Here is a 14,240-nt window from a genome sequence, read left to right on the forward strand (position 1 = left end):
AGCCGCCGCCTCAGTTCTTCACGACGTCGTGGAGCATCAGGAAGAAGGACGGCTGCAAGGAGAAGTTCTCCACATTGGCGGTCGTCACGGCGCCCTGCACCCAGTTGGCGACAAATATCCACGGCGCATCGTCATGCACGAGCGCCTGCACGTCCTTGTACAGCGCGCCGCGTTCCTCCTGGTCGGTGACCATGCGTGCCTGGTCGAGCATTTCGTCGACGTCGGGATTGGAATAATAGCCCGAGTTGAACCCGCCCTCCTCCGGCAGGGCTGCCGAGCGCAGCGTCAGGAACGGCAGCGTGTCGGGGTCGTTCGTCATCCAGGCCATCTCGGCCATGTCTGCCTTGCCTTCGAGCCCCGGATTGACCTGGCCGAGATAGGTGTTCCACTCATAGGTCTCGATGCGCACGTTCATGCCGACGGCCGCGAGATCAGCCTGGATCGCAGTGCCCATGGCGACGGGGTCGAGCATTCCGGAACCTCCTTCGGTGACGTAGAAGACCACCTCTTCGCCATCGTAGCCGGCTTCTTCCAGAAGCGCCCGCGCGCGCTCGGGATCGTAGGGATACGGATCTACTTCCTCATTGTAGGCCCAGGCGAATGCCGGCGGAACCGGCCCCGCGGAGACCTCGGCCGCACCCTGAAGCACATCGTTGACCAGCGATTCCTTGTTGACCGCGAAATTGGCCGCCTGCCGTACGGCGACGTTCTGGAACGGGCCCTCCTTCATGTTCAGCATCACGTACCAAACGTGTGGTCCTGCCTGCTCATGAACGGTAAACTCCGCCGCCTCCCGGAACTGGCCGATGGAGTCCGGCGGCACTTCCACCATGATGTCGAGCCCACCGGAGAGCATCTCGGCGACACGCGTATTGGCATCGGTGATGGGGCGGAAGACGACCGCCTCGAGCGCCGGCGCGCCGTCCCAATAGTCGGGATTGGCTGTCAGCACGACACGCTGATTACTCTGCCACTCCTGAAACCTGAACGCGCCGGTTCCGACGGGATTGCGTCCAAAATCCTCACCCGACGCCTCGACGGCTGCGGGCGATACGATCAGCCCGGTTGGATAGGCAAGGTTGGACAGGAACGGCGCGAACGGCTCGCTCAGCTTGAACTCGATGGTGTACTCATCCACCGCGGTCACCTCGTCAACGGACGAGAAGAAGAAGGAAAGCGGGAACGGCCCCGTATCGTGGAACGGGTGCGTTTCGTCGAGCATCCGGTCGAAGTTGAACTTGACCGCCTCGGCATTGAAGGGCGTGCCATCGTGGAAGCTCACGCCTTCACGCAGCTTGAACGTGTAAGTGAGGGCGTCGTCGGAGATTTCCCAGCTTTCGGCGAGCGATGGTTCGACCTCCAGCGTGCCGTCGGCGAAACGAACCAGCCCATCATACATGTTCACCAGAATGCGGAAGTCGTTGCTTGCGGTCACCGCATGCGGGTCAAGCGACTGGGGTTCGGCAATCTGGCCAACCACGACCACGTTGGGCGGCGTCTGCGCCGAAGCCGCCGGAGCGAATGCGAGTACGCATGCGGCCAGCGCGGCGGCGATCAAGCGTTTCATGGAGTTCTCCCTCTTCCGATATCATCCGCGGAAGATGGAATTAATCATGATTAATTGGCGAATACAAGAATTTATCGTGATTAATTTGAACGCGCATCACATAGCGGCGCCTTCGGTCAAACGCACGACAGCGTCATGCGTTGCAGTCGCCTTGGATGTCGATTGATGACGTGTGTGTCAGGCCAGTCGCGCGGCAATCATCCGGGCAAAGCTGCGAACGAGTGCGCGACGGGCCTGCTCGTCCGCCTCGAACTGGTTCTGGGTGTTGAGGCCGCGCAGGAAAACGCGGCACATGGTCCAGATCTCACGCAATTCGTCCTCCGCGACACCCAGTCCGAGATAATTCACCACGAGCGAATCGCTGATTGTATGGTTCCAGCGGGAGAAGGTTTCGGAGATGCGGCCCTTCAGCGCCAGGTCGGTGCGCGAGGCAACCAGTATTTCGAGCAACGCACGGCCTTCCCGGGTGTCGACCAGCCGTTCCCACATCCAGACGATGTCGGCCTCGATGGTCGCCTTTCGCTCTTCCGGCGTCGCCATCGGTCGCGGGCCTTTGCGCAGCGGCACGAGGGTGGGCTTAAGCAGACGCTCTGCGGTGACCACCATCAACTCTTCCTTGCTGGGAAAGTGATGCGTCAGCGCGCCACGCGAAATGCCGGCACGTTCCTGAATCCGATTGATGCTTGTCTCCGCATAGCCATGCTGGTCGAGGCATTCGACAACCGCGTGCACGATGCGCTCGCGCGCGACGACTGCCTGCTGCTCCTTGCGGGACGCAGGTCCCGCCTTGCGGGCCAAAGCCTCTTCCATGCCGAATCCCCGAACTGCCACGCCTGGCCCAGCCTTAGCGTGAATCGTGACTCTGGACAAACCGAACGTTCGTTCTGTATGTTTGCCTCACCGGCTCGACTTGAGGGAGGAAACCGATGTCAGCACTGCCGCAAACCGAGACATTGCTGCTGGAGCAGGATGACGGCTGGCTCACCGTCTGGCTCAATCGGCCAGAAGCGCGCAACGCCCTCTCCAACGAGATGGCAGAGGAACTACATGCCGTTGCCACGGTGTTGCGTGAGAGTGCAGACATCCGTGGCGTCACCTTTCGCGGCAAGGGCGGCACCTTCTGCGCCGGCGGCGACCTCAAGGGCTTCAAGGCCATCACCGAGGGTGGGCAGGACCACGCCGACGTCGCGGCATTCAGCCGCCGCGCCGGCGAACTCTTCCACGCGGTCAACGAACTGCCTCAGGTGACGGTGATGCTCGTCGAGGGCGCAGCAATGGCAGGCGGTCTTGGCCTGGTCTGCGCCGGCGACGTGGTCGCAGTCACTGCCGACGCCAAATTCGCCCTCACGGAGACCATGCTGGGAATTCCTCCCGCGCAGATCGCGCCGCTTATCGTCCAGCGGGTCGGGCTTTCCGCCGCACGTCGCATCATGCTGACGGCCGCGCGCTTCGACGGCAACGGAGCATTGAAGCTCGGCATCGCGGACGAAGTGGTCGCAGACGCCGAAGGCTTCGCCGCGTTCGAATCCGCTCTGCGCAAGGACGTTCGCAAGTGCGCCCCAGGCGCCAACGCCGTCACCAAGCAGCTCGTGCTTGCCGCGCCTCGGCTCTCGCGCGACGAGATGCTGGACCGTGCCGCCGATGGCTTTGCGTCCTGCCTGCTGGGCGAGGAAGGCCGCGAAGGCGTGGCGTCGTTCCTCGAAAAGCGCAAGCCGCGCTGGGCACTCTAGAGGCGACGGAGGAATGATGTCAGCGCAACGAACCATACGCATCGGAGGTGCTGCGGCGGCCTGGGGAGACACCATCCTCGGCGCGAGGCAGCTCGTCGAAAAGGGCAATGTCGACTACCTCGTTGGCGACTATCTCGCCGAAGTGACGATGGCTCTGCTCGCCCGTGCAAAGGCCAAGACCCCCGACGGCGGCTACATTCCCGACTGGCTGGCCTCGGTGAAGCCTCTGCTGCCGGAGATCAAGCGTCAGGGCATCAAGCTCGTCACCAACAGCGGCGGCATGAACCCACTCGCCTGCCGCGACGCCTTTCTCGCTGTGGCTGGCGAAGCCGGCCTGAAGTTCAACGTCGCCGTCGTGACTGGTGACGATCTGACGCCCTATGCCCCTGAGATCCAGGCAGCGCAGCCGGCCGAGATGTTTTCCGGCGCACCGCTTCCCAAGGCTTTCGCTTCGATGAACGCCTATCTCGGCGCCGGCGCCATCGCCGAAGCACTCGGACACGGCGCCGAAATCGTCATCACCGGCCGCGTCGTCGATTCCGCAATGGTGCTGGGGCCGTTGATGCACGAGTTCGGCTGGACCGCGCAGGATCATGACAGGCTTGCCGCCGGCAGCCTTGCCGGCCACGTCATCGAATGCGGTGCACAGGCCACCGGCGGCCTTTTCACCGACTGGGAAGACGTCGCCGACGGGTGGAGCGACATGGGATTTCCTATCGTCGAGTGCTCGGCAGATGGCAGCTTCGTCGTCACCAAGCCCGATGGAACCGGCGGCATCGTCACCCGCGGAACGGTCGCCGAGCAGATCGTCTATGAGATCGGCGACCCGCAATCGTACCACTTGCCCGATGTCGTCTGCGACTTTTCGCAGGTGACGCTGGAAGAGATCGGCAAGGATCAGGTTCGCGTTGGCAATGCGAAAGGACGCGCGCCGGGGCCGGCCTACAAGGTCTGCGGCACCCATGTCGACGGCTTCCGGATCGTCACCACCTACATGATTGCCGGATGGCAGGCGGGCCGGAAAGGCCGGCGCACCGCCGAAGCACTGGTCGAACGCACCCAGCGCCTGATGACGGCCAAGGGCTTCGCGCCCTACGGCGAGGTGTCGATCGAGGTGATCGGCGCGGAGGATACTTACGGTGCGAATGCGCGACCGTTCGAGGCGCGCGAGGTGATCGTCAAGATCGGCCTCAAGCACGAGGACATGAAGGCGCTCGAGATTTTCGCGCGCGAGTTCGCCCATCCGGGTGTGTCGATGGCCCAGGGGTTGACCGGCGTGCTTCATGGCCGGCCGAAGCCGACCCCGGTTCTGCGCGTGCACTCCTTCCTTTGGCCGAAGGACAAGGTCCCGGTGGAGGTTCATATCGGCGACGAGACGTTCGCCATTGATGTTGCGGCCGGAGGCGCGCCGTCCGCCGCCACTTCTCATCCCGCGCCAGAAGTGCCTCTGATCAACGGTGCCAACGTCAGCGTACCGTTGCGGGCGCTCGCCTGGGGACGCAGCGGCGACAAGGGCAACCACGCGAATATCGGCATCATCGCAAGACGGCCGGACTATCTGCCATTCATCGCCGCGCAGGTGACCGAAGACCGCATGGCGGCCTTCTTCGCCCACTATCTGAAGGGCGAGGTCCGCCGCTACGTTCTGCCCGGATTTCACGCGGTGAACTTCCTGCTGGAAGACGTCCTTGGCGGTGGTGGCACGGCGTCGCTGCGCTACGATCCCCAGGCAAAGACCTACGCGCAGATGGTTCTCGACCTGCCCGTCGAGGTACCTGCGGCCTGGCTGGAGGCTGGAGGACCTTTGGCGGAGTGGAGCCAGACGTGAAGAAGTCGGCTTGCATCAATATAGTTCTATAGTACACTATTACGTACTTTAGCGCGCGATCAATCAGGGAGGAGTGATCCGGCAGCTATGGCAGAATTCGAGACCATCTCGCTGGACGTGGCGGACGGTGTTGCGACGTTGACGCTTCTGCGCCCCGATCGCCGCAACGCCATCGACATGACCATGCGCGCCGAACTGCGGGTAGCCGTCGCCCGTCTGGTGAACGAATCCGCTATTCGCGCCTGCGTCGTCACCGGCTCCGGCGGCAGCTTCTGCGCAGGTGGCGATATCACCTCAATGCGCGATCGCGAGCCCGGCATCGAGGACGCGCGTGAGCGCATGCGTCAGACGGGCGAAACCGTTCTTGCCTTCCTGACCCTGGAAAAGCCGCTGATCGCCGCCGTCGACGGCGCAGCCTACGGAGCCGGCTTCGGACTCGCACTCGCCGCCGACTTTGTCCTGGCCACGCCGCGCGCGCGCTTCTGTGCTTCCTTCGGACGGATCGGCCTGGTGCCGGACTTCGCGCTGCATCACTCCCTGCCGCGACGTGTCGGGCTCGCGCGGGCACGCGAACTGATCCTCACCGCCCGCGAAGTCGACGCAGGCGAAGCCCTGTCGCTTGGCATTGCCTACAGGGTCGTGGAGGCAGGCGATCTGGCCAGCGAAGCCGGCGCGCTTGCCGCGCGTTTCGTCGAAGCGTCACCGACGGCGATCGCACTGTCGAAGAACCTGCTGAACCAGACATTCGGCCTCGACCTGCGCCAGGTCGTCGAGGCCGAGACGATGGCGCAGGCCGCATGCCTGGACACCGCCTATCACCGCGACGCCGCGCAGCGCTTCCTCGAAGGGGCGCCGCCGAGGTTCCGGTGGCCCGCAGAAGCCTGAGCATCCACAACGAAAAAAACATCCACGGAGGAAAGCATGAAGATCACCAACGCATTGAGACTTGCCGGCCTGGCGCTCGTCGCCTCCCTGGCTTCCACCACCCTGCATGCGCAGGAGAAGATCGTGCTGAAATATGCCGATCAGTTTCCGCTGACCCACACCGGTTCGAAGCTCTCGGCGCAGCCCTTCAAGCAGATGATCGAGGAGCGCAGCCAGGGCCGCATCGAAGTGGAACTGTACCCGGCCGAACAGCTTGCGAAGGCTGCCGGCCTGCTGGACGCGGTGCGCAACCGGGTGACAGACATTGCAATGGTCGGCGTCGTCTATGTCAGTGACCGGATGCCGCTGACCAGCGCCGTGGAACTGCCAGGCCTGTTCACCGACTCCGTCGCCGGCAGCGCCGCCTTCACCAAGCTGGCGCAGAACGATCTCCTCGAAAGCGAGTACCTGCGCAACGGCGTCCGTCCGCTGTTCACGATGGTCACGCCTCCATACCAGGCGATGTTCGCCAAGAAGACAGAGCTGAACGACATCAGCGAACTCGACGGCGTCAAGCTGCGGGCCGCCGGTGCCACCGGCGAGCTCATCGCCAGCGCGCTGGGCGCGGTTCCAGTACGCGTGCCGGCCTCCGATCTCTATCTGGCTCTCGAACGCGGTACGGTCGACGGCGCGATCTACAATCCCCCGAGCCTGTTCGCCTACAAGATCGAGGAAGTCCTGTCGTCGATCACTACCAACGCCAGCCTCGGAACCGTCGCCTTTGCCGCCTTCGTCAACGAGGACGTGTGGCAGGGATTGCCGGAAGACGCGCGCAGCCTGATCACCGAAGTGTCGGCCGAGATCGGCGAGACGATGGCGGCGGAATTCAAGGCCCAGACCGGTGGCGCCTATGACCGGCTCGACGAACTCGGCGTCGAGCTTATCGAGATGTCGCCAGAACTGCAGGCACAGTTCACCGAGAAACTTCAATCGGTCGAAGCGGAGTGGGTGAGCCAGATGGAAGGACGGGGGCTGCCGGGCCAGGCGACCCTCGACGCCTATCGCTCCTACCTCCAGGAATAGCCGCGACCGATGCTCCCGGACCCTCGGGTCCGGGAGCACCCTACCTGAACATCGGAGCATGTGATGCGAAGCACGCTTGAGCGTGGATTGTCCTTCTTCGACCGCTTGTGCATGGCGCTCGCGCAACTGGCGATCTTCGTCATGATGCTGTCGATCAGCGCCGATGCGCTCGGTCGCTATCTCTTCAATCGTCCCCTTCAAGGCAGCTTCGAGTTCACCACGTTGTATCTTATGGTGATCCTCACCTTCCTCGGATTGCCGGCCACCTATGCCAGCGGCGGCCATATTCGGCTCGATGTGCTGCGCCCCTGGATCGCGCGCATTCCCGGCAATCCGGTAGAAAGGCTGAACTCGCTGATCGCAGCCTGTGTCTTCGGTTTCCTGGCCTGGCATTCCGGCCTTGAGGCTATCGCCAAGTTTGCCGACGGAGACACGTCGTTCGGCGTCATCCAGTTCCCCCTGTACTGGAGCTATGTCTGGGTCCCCGTGGGCTGCGGCCTCCTGACCCTGCGTCTTGCCGTCGAGATCGTCTTCCCCCGTGTCGACCATGAGGATATCCACTGATGGTCTCGATCGCTGTCGGCGTGACGATCCTCCTCTTCATTCTGCTGCTGGCGGGAATGCCTGTGGCTTTCACGATGCTGATCACCGGCGCCGTTGGCCTCTACGCGACGGGTGGCATCTACCCGTTGATCGGCGTCATCAAGGCGGCGCCTTACGAGCACGTCACCAGCTACACGCTGTCGACGCTGCCGATGTTCGTGCTGATGGCCGAGTTCCTCACCGCCGGCCGCTTCACGCGGGATCTGTTCACCGCCTCCCACAAATGGCTCGGCCACATGCGCGGCGGCATCGCCTATGCAGCGGTCGCCGGCGGAGTGATGCTGTCGGCCGTATCCGGCTCAAGCACGGCCGCCGCCGGAACACTGGCCGCGGCCGCCCATCCGGAGATGCGCCGCTACGGATATGACGACAGCTTCTCGACCGGTGCGCTGGCCGTGATCGGCACTCTTGCCATCATGATTCCACCATCGATCGGGCTTGTCCTTTTCGGGGTCTTTACCGAGACTTCGGTTGGCGCGCTGCTGATGGCTGGCCTGTTGCCAGGCGGCCTGACCGCCATCGGCTACGCCATCACCATCGCGGTCATCGTGCGCCGCGATCCGAAAGCGGCGCCCACAGTCGCCGAACCGGTGCCGATGCGCGAGAAGATCGCAGGCCTCAAGCCTGTCTGGCCGATCCTGCTGTTGATGGCGCTGATGCTCACGGCAATCTATTCGGGAGCAATTACGCCAACGGAAGTCGGCGCCGTCGGCGCGTTGGCCGCTCTCGTCATCGCCGTCGCGATGGGCCGCATGGGGTGGCGGGAGTTTCTGCAGGCGCTGGCATCGGCAACCCGCAATTCTGCAATGATCCTCGCCATCATCGCGTGTTCGGCCGTTTTCGGCATCTTCCTGACGCTCACCGGTGTCACGCAGGATCTGCTGATGACGATCCAGGCGGCCGACATCCCGCCCTTCATGGTGCTGATGTGCGTCTTGCTGCTGTTGCTGGTGCTGGGCTTCTTTCTCGACCAGCTTGCCATCCTCGTCCTCACCCTGCCCCTCACATTCCCGCTTCTCTCCGGTCTCGGCTTCGAGCCGGTGTGGCTGGGCATCCTGTTCGTGAAGGCGGCGGAGATCGGGCTCATCACGCCGCCAATGGGCATCAACGTCTTCGTGGTCGCGAGCACGACGAAAGTGCCTGTCGGCAAGGTGTTTCGTGGCGTCTGGCCGTTCGTGCTCGTCGAACTGCTCATCCTCGCCATACTCGTCGCCTTCCCCGCGATTTCGCTCTGGCTGCCGGGACAGATGCGATGACCGGCATGCTGCTGGAGGGCGTCAAGGTCATCGAACTAGGCCAGAATCTTGCCGGGCCGTTTGCCGGCGAAATCCTTGCCGACCTCGGCGCCACGGTGGTCAAGGTGGAAAAGCCGGAGGGCGGGGACGACGCGCGCCGCTGGGGACCGCCGGTCTCGGACGACGCCTCCGCCGCCTTCCACGCCATGAACCGCAACAAGCTCTCGGTGGTGCTCGACCTCACGATTGCGGAAGACCGGCAAAAGCTGGAGCGCTTGATCGCGGAGAGCGACATGCTGATCCACAATCTGCGGCCGGGCGTCATGCACAGGCTGGGGCTTGGACCGGCGGAGACCACGGCCCGCCACCCGCGCCTGATCTATTGCGACATGGGGGCTTTCGGGCATGTCGGGCCGCTCAAGGACCGTCCGGGCTACGAACCCCTGATGCAAGCCTTTTCCGGGCTGATCAGTGCCAATGGGCACCCCGATGGGCCACCCGCGCGATTGGGCGCCTCGGTGGTCGATCTCGGGACCGGCATGTGGACCGTGATCGGTGCGCTCGCCGCCCTGTTCCGCCGAGGCACCACCGGCACGGGCTGCGTGATCAACACGTCACTGTTCGAGACGGCGCTTCTATGGTGCGGCTTCCATCTCGTCACCTATATGACCGGGGGAGGTTTGCCCGTTCGCCACGGCACCGGCCATCCCCTCCTGGTGCCCTACCAGGCGTTCGAGACGGCCAACGGGCCGCTGGTCATCGCCGCCGGAAACGATCGGCTGTTCAAGCGCCTCGCAGAGGTTCTCGGCCACCCGGAATGGGGCACGGACCCGCGCTTCCTCACCAACGAGGACCGCAGCCGCAACCGCGACGTCCTGCTTCCGATGGTCGCCGAAGCGGTAGCCGGGTGCACGAAGGAAGACCTCTCGGAGAGGCTGGAGGCAGCCGGCATGCCCTGCGCGCCCATCCACACGGTCGACGAGGTGCTGGCCCATCCCCAGACGCAGGCGCTTGAAATCCTTCAGCAGGCGCCGGGCATGGACCTTCGCCTTGTCGGCATGCCGATCTCCTTTGACGGAGAGCGGCCCGCCCACCGCAAGAACGCGCCGGCGCTCGGAGAAGACACGGACGACATCTTCCGTGTCTCCAAAAAGGGTCAGTAGGATTTCGGCAGGCCCAGCGCCCGCTCCGCGACGTGGCAGAGGATGAGTTCCTCGCTCACCGGCGCGATGAAGTTGAGAATGCTTTCCCGGAAATAGCGCTCGACATGGTACTCCCTGGCGAAGCCGAAGCCCCCATGCGTGCGCACCGCGCGAAACGCCGCGTCGAACGATGCCTGGCTGGCGAGGTACTTGGCGCTGTTGGCTTCCAGTCCGCACGGCTGGCCGCTGTCGTAAAGCCACGCGGCCTTGAACAGCATCAGTTCCGCCGCCTGCAGGCGCATCCAGATGTCTGCGAGCGGATGCTGGATTGCCTGGTTCTTGCCGATCGGACGGCCAAATACCACGCGTTCGTTCGCATAGGCGGCGGCCTTCTCCAGAACCGCCTGCCCCGCCCCGATGGCGCTTGCCGCCGCAACGATGCGCTCGGCATTGAGACCATGGAGCAGCACGCGAAACCCCTCGCCCTCGCCTCCGATGCGATCCTGCTCCGGCACCTCCAGCCCATCAATGAAGATCGCATTCGAATCCACCGCCTTGCGCGCCATCTTCTCGATCTCCCGAACCTCGATCCGGTCGCGGTCGAAGCGGGTATAGAAGACAGTGATGCCATCCGTGGGTTTGGCGCAGTCCGCCAGCGGCGTTGTCCGCGTCAACAGAAGGATGCGGTCGGCTTCCTGCGCCGTCGATGTCCACACCTTGCGGCCATTGACCACATAACCGTTGCCCTTGCGCGTCGCGAAGGTCGTGATGTGCGTGGTGTCGAGCCCGGCGTCAGGTTCGGTCACCCCGAAGCAGGCGCGCTCGTCACCTGCGATCAGCGGCGGAAGCATGCGTTGCTTCTGTTCTTCCGTTCCGAAACCCACGACCGGCTGCAGCCCGAAGATGTTGATGTGGACGGACGAGGTCGCGGCGAGACCCAGGCGGCCGATCTCCTTCATCACGATCGCGGCTTCCGTGATACCGAGGCCCGCGCCGCCATAGGCCTCAGGAGTCGTCACACCGAACCAGCCATTGCGGGCAACTGCCGAGGCGAAATCATGCGGGAACTGGCCATCGCGATCCCGCTCCAGCCAGTAGGCGTCATCGAAAGGTTCACAGATTCGACGCACTGCCTCCTGGATGGCGCGCTGCTCTTCGCTCAGGACGAAGTCCATTCTTGGTTCTCCCATTTCTGCCTTGAAGCCTGTCAGCCCTCGTTTTCGGGGCGCACTGTCGGTCGCCAGTCATCTGCTGAGCGCTCGAAGACATTGGCGATGCGACGACGCAGCAGGAAAAGATCGCTGCGGATAAGGCTGCGATGCGCCATCACCGGTGCCGTGGCACCGACCTCGGTCAACGTCGAGTCGAGTTGAACGATCGGCGTCGCCAGCGGCACTTCCAGGAGCCTGGCAACCTCGTGCCCGGCGAGATTGACCGTCATCACCTGGTCACCGACGAGATGCACCAGCCCGGTGTGATCGCGCACCAGCTGGGCATATAGCCGGGTTGTGTCGAGCCCTTCGGGGATCATCTCGAAATAGCGGCGCGGCATGATGAAATCGACGATCGAATACGGCTTGTCCTCGAACAGATGCAGCTTGCGGGCGCTGACAAGCGGGCCCTCCGCCTCGGGAATGAAGCGGGCCGGCCCATAGCCACGCGAGCACTCGGCATGGCCGACGATGCGGATCGAGAACCGTGCGTCGAGGTTGAGCTGGTCGTGGCCCGGCGCCTGCGGGTTGGCGCTGCGTGCCGGCGGCGAGCGCAGGACGTAGGTGCCGCGTCCTCGCTGGCTGGACAGATAACCTTCCTCCTGCAGGATGCCGATCGCCTGCCTGACTGTTGCGCGCGCCACGCCATAGGATTCCTGAAGCGCTGGAAGCGGTGGGATTTGGGCGCCGATCGTCCATTCGCCCTGTCCGATCAGGTCGCGGAAAAGGCTCGCCAGCTTTACATAGAGCGGGATGCCGTCGTCCTGGCTGAATGCGCCGACCCTGTTCACCTCAACCTCCGCGTCATCGCCCCGAAAAGACCGGAGCGCGGCGTTCGTGCACGGCCCTGATGCCTTCGCGGAAGTCGTCTGTCTCGAAGTGGATGCGCTGTTCGGCTATCTCGCGCTCGATCGCCGCGCGAACCAGCGCTCCGCGATCTCCCATCAAGGTACGCCGCATCGACTGCACGGCGATCGGTGCGTTGGCCGCGATTTCGCCAGCCAGCGCCATCGCCTCGTCGTCCAGGGTGTCGGCCGGCACCACCTTCTCGGCCAATCCGATCTCGAGCGCCTTCTCGGCGCTCACACGGCGGCCGGTCTGGAGCATGAGCGATGCTGCCTGCAAGCCGACGACGCGCGGCAATGTCGCGGTGATGCCAAATCCGGCATGAATCCCCAATCGGGCGAAGTTGGCGGAGAACCATGCCTGCTCGCTGGCGATGCGGAAGTCGGCGATAAGCGATACGCCGAGCCCGCCGCCGATCGCAGCACCCTGTATGGCAGCGACGACAGGCTTCGAGATATCGAAGAGCGCGATGGCGCTGCGGTAGATGCGCATCGCTGCGTCGGCGTCAACACCGTTGCCGTCATCGCCGAATTGGGCCCCGGCGCAGAAGCTCTTGCCTTCGGCGCGCAGCACGATTGCACGGCAGCTTGAGTCCGCCTCAAAAGCGCTGAAGGCAGACAGCAGCACCTCGACCGAGCCGCCGTCGAAATAGTTGTGAGGCGGCCGGTTGACGGTGACCACCCCGACATGCCCTTCCAGCCGGGCCGTGACCTGCTCTTCCGCCATATTTAGCCGACCTTTCGCGTCGCCTGATCCGGCTGCTCCGAGAAATCGCGGATCACGCCGCGCGCATGCAGCGCCTCGATCTGCTCGTCGGTCAGCCCGACCTCACGCAGCACCTCCAGCGAATGCTCGCCGATCTCCGGAGGATGCCGGTCCGCGCTGGTCTCGACATCGCGCACGGTGAACGGCGCGCGCATCCAGCGCAGACGTCCCTGCGATGGATGATCGTATTCCTCGAACAGCCCGACTGCTTTGAGGTGCGGGTCGTTCTCGAGGTCTTCCATCTGCAACACGGGCGCGGACGGGATGTCTAGTTCGTCGAACAAGGCGCGCCATTCCGCCGTCGTCCTGGTCGGCAGGATTTCCTGGGCGGCGATCTGATAGAGCCCGGCAATGTTGTTGGCCATCGCGTGCTGGTCGGCCATCAGCGGGCCGTCAAGCACGTCCTGCCTACCGGTTTCGGTCAGGAAACGCCGCCAGTGTTCAAACTTGTAGACGCCATGGACGATATAGCCGTCCTTGGTCGGCGCCGGCTGTCGATGTGGGCTCATCACCCGCTTATACCCAAGCCCTGCTTCTGCAGGCACATAGCTGTGACCGTTGAGGTGCTGGTTGAGCACGACGGTGACGGCAGCCTCGAACATCGGCGTCTCGATATAGCAGCCCTTGCCGGTCGCGCGTTGCCGATGAAGCCCTGCGAGCATCGCTTGCCCGAGCATCAGCGCGACGACCTTGTCGACGATCGCGAGCGGCAGAAATGTCGGCTTGCCCGATCCGACGCCGTTGACGGCGGCCAGCCCGGAATAGGCCTGTATGATGTCGTCGAAGGCGGGAAAATCGGCGTAGGGCCCGTCCTGGCCGAAGCCGATCGCGGCGCAATATACGACCTTCGGATTCAGCGCCTTGACGGCATCGTAGCCCAGCCCAAGCCGCTCGATCGCCTTGACGCGCATGTTGTGGACGACGATGTCGGCGTCGCGCAACAGCGCGTTCAGGGTCTCGCGCGCCTCCGGGTCCTTGAGATCGAGCGATATGCTGCGCTTGTTGCGATTGACCGACATCCATTGGGCGGTCATCCCACGCTTCCGTCCAAGCCCGAGCTGGCGGTAGTAGTCTCCATCGAGAGATTCGACCTTGATGACATCGGCACCGAAGTCGCCGAGGAACTGGGTCGCATAGGGCGCCATCAGGATATGCCCGATCTCAACGACTTTCACGCCGTCCAGGAATTTCATCATGAGGCGGCATCCTCCCTCTTACGCTGCACCGTTTACGGCCAAATGATCAATAGTATGTATGACCATATGTTTGACGTCAACGATGCGGGAGAGCTGCCTGGGGAGAACGGACGATCACTACAGCGTGGAGCCGGACATGCGAGAGGGGCACGCGGCCCGACGGCCCCGTG

At 63.8% G+C, this 14,240-nt stretch carries 13 protein-coding genes; 7 read left to right on the forward strand and 6 right to left on the reverse strand.

Features of this window, described 5'->3' with window-relative positions; all coding sequences use genetic code 11:
- Positions 1-10: 10 nt before the first annotated feature.
- Both AAFN84_RS16615 and AAFN84_RS16620 read right to left on the reverse strand, forming a co-directional pair.
- On the reverse strand, positions 11-1,567 hold the full coding sequence (locus AAFN84_RS16615) for an ABC transporter substrate-binding protein (protein WP_347515746.1): 1,557 nt from the start codon (positions 1,565-1,567) through the stop codon (positions 11-13).
- A 177-nt stretch (positions 1,568-1,744) separates the two neighbouring features.
- Entirely contained in the window at positions 1,745-2,377 is a 633-nt protein-coding gene (locus tag AAFN84_RS16620) for a helix-turn-helix domain-containing protein (RefSeq protein ID WP_347515747.1), read from the reverse strand.
- A 116-nt stretch (positions 2,378-2,493) separates the two neighbouring features.
- Here AAFN84_RS16620 and AAFN84_RS16625 point away from each other — a divergent pair, with 116 nt between their 5' ends.
- From AAFN84_RS16625 to AAFN84_RS16655, 7 genes are all read left to right on the forward strand, one after another.
- Complete coding sequence (locus AAFN84_RS16625; protein WP_347515748.1) at positions 2,494-3,297, forward strand: enoyl-CoA hydratase-related protein; 804 nt, start codon at positions 2,494-2,496, stop codon at positions 3,295-3,297.
- Positions 3,298-3,313: 16 nt separating this feature from the next.
- Complete coding sequence (locus AAFN84_RS16630) at positions 3,314-5,125, forward strand: acyclic terpene utilization AtuA family protein (protein ID WP_347515749.1); 1,812 nt, start codon at positions 3,314-3,316, stop codon at positions 5,123-5,125.
- A gap of 87 nt (positions 5,126-5,212) precedes the next feature.
- Positions 5,213-6,010, forward strand: a complete 798-nt coding sequence (locus AAFN84_RS16635; protein WP_347515750.1) for an enoyl-CoA hydratase/isomerase family protein — start codon at positions 5,213-5,215, stop codon at positions 6,008-6,010.
- Positions 6,011-6,046: 36 nt separating this feature from the next.
- Positions 6,047-7,072: a TRAP transporter substrate-binding protein DctP gene (gene dctP, locus AAFN84_RS16640; protein WP_347515751.1), complete on the forward strand. Its 1,026-nt coding sequence runs from the start codon at positions 6,047-6,049 to the stop codon at positions 7,070-7,072.
- A 63-nt stretch (positions 7,073-7,135) separates the two neighbouring features.
- Entirely contained in the window at positions 7,136-7,636 is a 501-nt protein-coding gene (locus AAFN84_RS16645) for a TRAP transporter small permease (protein ID WP_347515752.1), read from the forward strand.
- Positions 7,636-8,931, forward strand: coding sequence for a TRAP transporter large permease (locus AAFN84_RS16650; RefSeq protein ID WP_347515753.1), 1,296 nt, complete (start codon positions 7,636-7,638; stop codon positions 8,929-8,931). The genes AAFN84_RS16645 and AAFN84_RS16650 overlap by 1 nt, the downstream gene beginning before the upstream one ends.
- Positions 8,928-10,073, forward strand: a complete 1,146-nt coding sequence (locus AAFN84_RS16655) for a CoA transferase (RefSeq protein WP_347515754.1) — start codon at positions 8,928-8,930, stop codon at positions 10,071-10,073. Before AAFN84_RS16650 ends, AAFN84_RS16655 begins: the two co-directional genes overlap by 4 nt.
- Here AAFN84_RS16655 and AAFN84_RS16660 read toward each other — a convergent pair.
- The 4 genes from AAFN84_RS16660 to AAFN84_RS16675 are packed head-to-tail and all read right to left on the reverse strand — an operon-like array spanning position 10,067 to position 14,070.
- Positions 10,067-11,227: an acyl-CoA dehydrogenase family protein gene (locus tag AAFN84_RS16660; protein ID WP_347515755.1), complete on the reverse strand. Its 1,161-nt coding sequence runs from the start codon at positions 11,225-11,227 to the stop codon at positions 10,067-10,069. The genes AAFN84_RS16655 and AAFN84_RS16660 overlap by 7 nt on opposite strands.
- A gap of 32 nt (positions 11,228-11,259) precedes the next feature.
- The gene (locus tag AAFN84_RS16665; RefSeq protein ID WP_347515756.1) at positions 11,260-12,054 is read right to left on the reverse strand and encodes a GntR family transcriptional regulator; all 795 of its coding nucleotides are present in this window, start codon (positions 12,052-12,054) and stop codon (positions 11,260-11,262) included.
- A gap of 13 nt (positions 12,055-12,067) precedes the next feature.
- On the reverse strand, positions 12,068-12,835 hold the full coding sequence (locus AAFN84_RS16670) for an enoyl-CoA hydratase/isomerase family protein (protein WP_347515757.1): 768 nt from the start codon (positions 12,833-12,835) through the stop codon (positions 12,068-12,070).
- 2 nt (positions 12,836-12,837) lie between these two features.
- The gene (locus tag AAFN84_RS16675) at positions 12,838-14,070 is read right to left on the reverse strand and encodes a CoA transferase (protein ID WP_347515758.1); all 1,233 of its coding nucleotides are present in this window, start codon (positions 14,068-14,070) and stop codon (positions 12,838-12,840) included.
- Positions 14,071-14,240: the final 170 nt, after the last annotated feature.

Origin of the sequence: Mesorhizobium sp. CAU 1741 (genome assembly GCF_039839275.1) — a bacterium.
GTDB lineage: Bacteria > Pseudomonadota > Alphaproteobacteria > Rhizobiales > Rhizobiaceae > Aerobium.

Excerpts from the sequence above, each read along its gene's own strand:
- AAFN84_RS16615 (WP_347515746.1), bottom strand. The coding sequence starts at position 1,567 with ATGAAACGCTTGATCGCCGCCGCGCTGGCCGCATGCGTACTCGCATTC.
- AAFN84_RS16620 (WP_347515747.1), bottom strand. The coding sequence starts at position 2,377 with ATGGAAGAGGCTTTGGCCCGCAAGGCGGGACCTGCGTCCCGCAAGGAG.
- AAFN84_RS16625 (WP_347515748.1), top strand. The coding sequence starts at position 2,494 with ATGTCAGCACTGCCGCAAACCGAGACATTGCTGCTGGAGCAGGATGAC.
- AAFN84_RS16630 (WP_347515749.1), top strand. The coding sequence starts at position 3,314 with ATGTCAGCGCAACGAACCATACGCATCGGAGGTGCTGCGGCGGCCTGG.
- AAFN84_RS16635 (WP_347515750.1), top strand. The coding sequence starts at position 5,213 with ATGGCAGAATTCGAGACCATCTCGCTGGACGTGGCGGACGGTGTTGCG.
- dctP (WP_347515751.1), top strand. The coding sequence starts at position 6,047 with ATGAAGATCACCAACGCATTGAGACTTGCCGGCCTGGCGCTCGTCGCC.
- AAFN84_RS16645 (WP_347515752.1), top strand. The coding sequence starts at position 7,136 with ATGCGAAGCACGCTTGAGCGTGGATTGTCCTTCTTCGACCGCTTGTGC.
- AAFN84_RS16650 (WP_347515753.1), top strand. The coding sequence starts at position 7,636 with ATGGTCTCGATCGCTGTCGGCGTGACGATCCTCCTCTTCATTCTGCTG.
- AAFN84_RS16655 (WP_347515754.1), top strand. The coding sequence starts at position 8,928 with ATGACCGGCATGCTGCTGGAGGGCGTCAAGGTCATCGAACTAGGCCAG.
- AAFN84_RS16660 (WP_347515755.1), bottom strand. The coding sequence starts at position 11,227 with ATGGACTTCGTCCTGAGCGAAGAGCAGCGCGCCATCCAGGAGGCAGTG.
- AAFN84_RS16670 (WP_347515757.1), bottom strand. The coding sequence starts at position 12,835 with ATGGCGGAAGAGCAGGTCACGGCCCGGCTGGAAGGGCATGTCGGGGTG.
- AAFN84_RS16675 (WP_347515758.1), bottom strand. The coding sequence starts at position 14,070 with ATGATGAAATTCCTGGACGGCGTGAAAGTCGTTGAGATCGGGCATATC.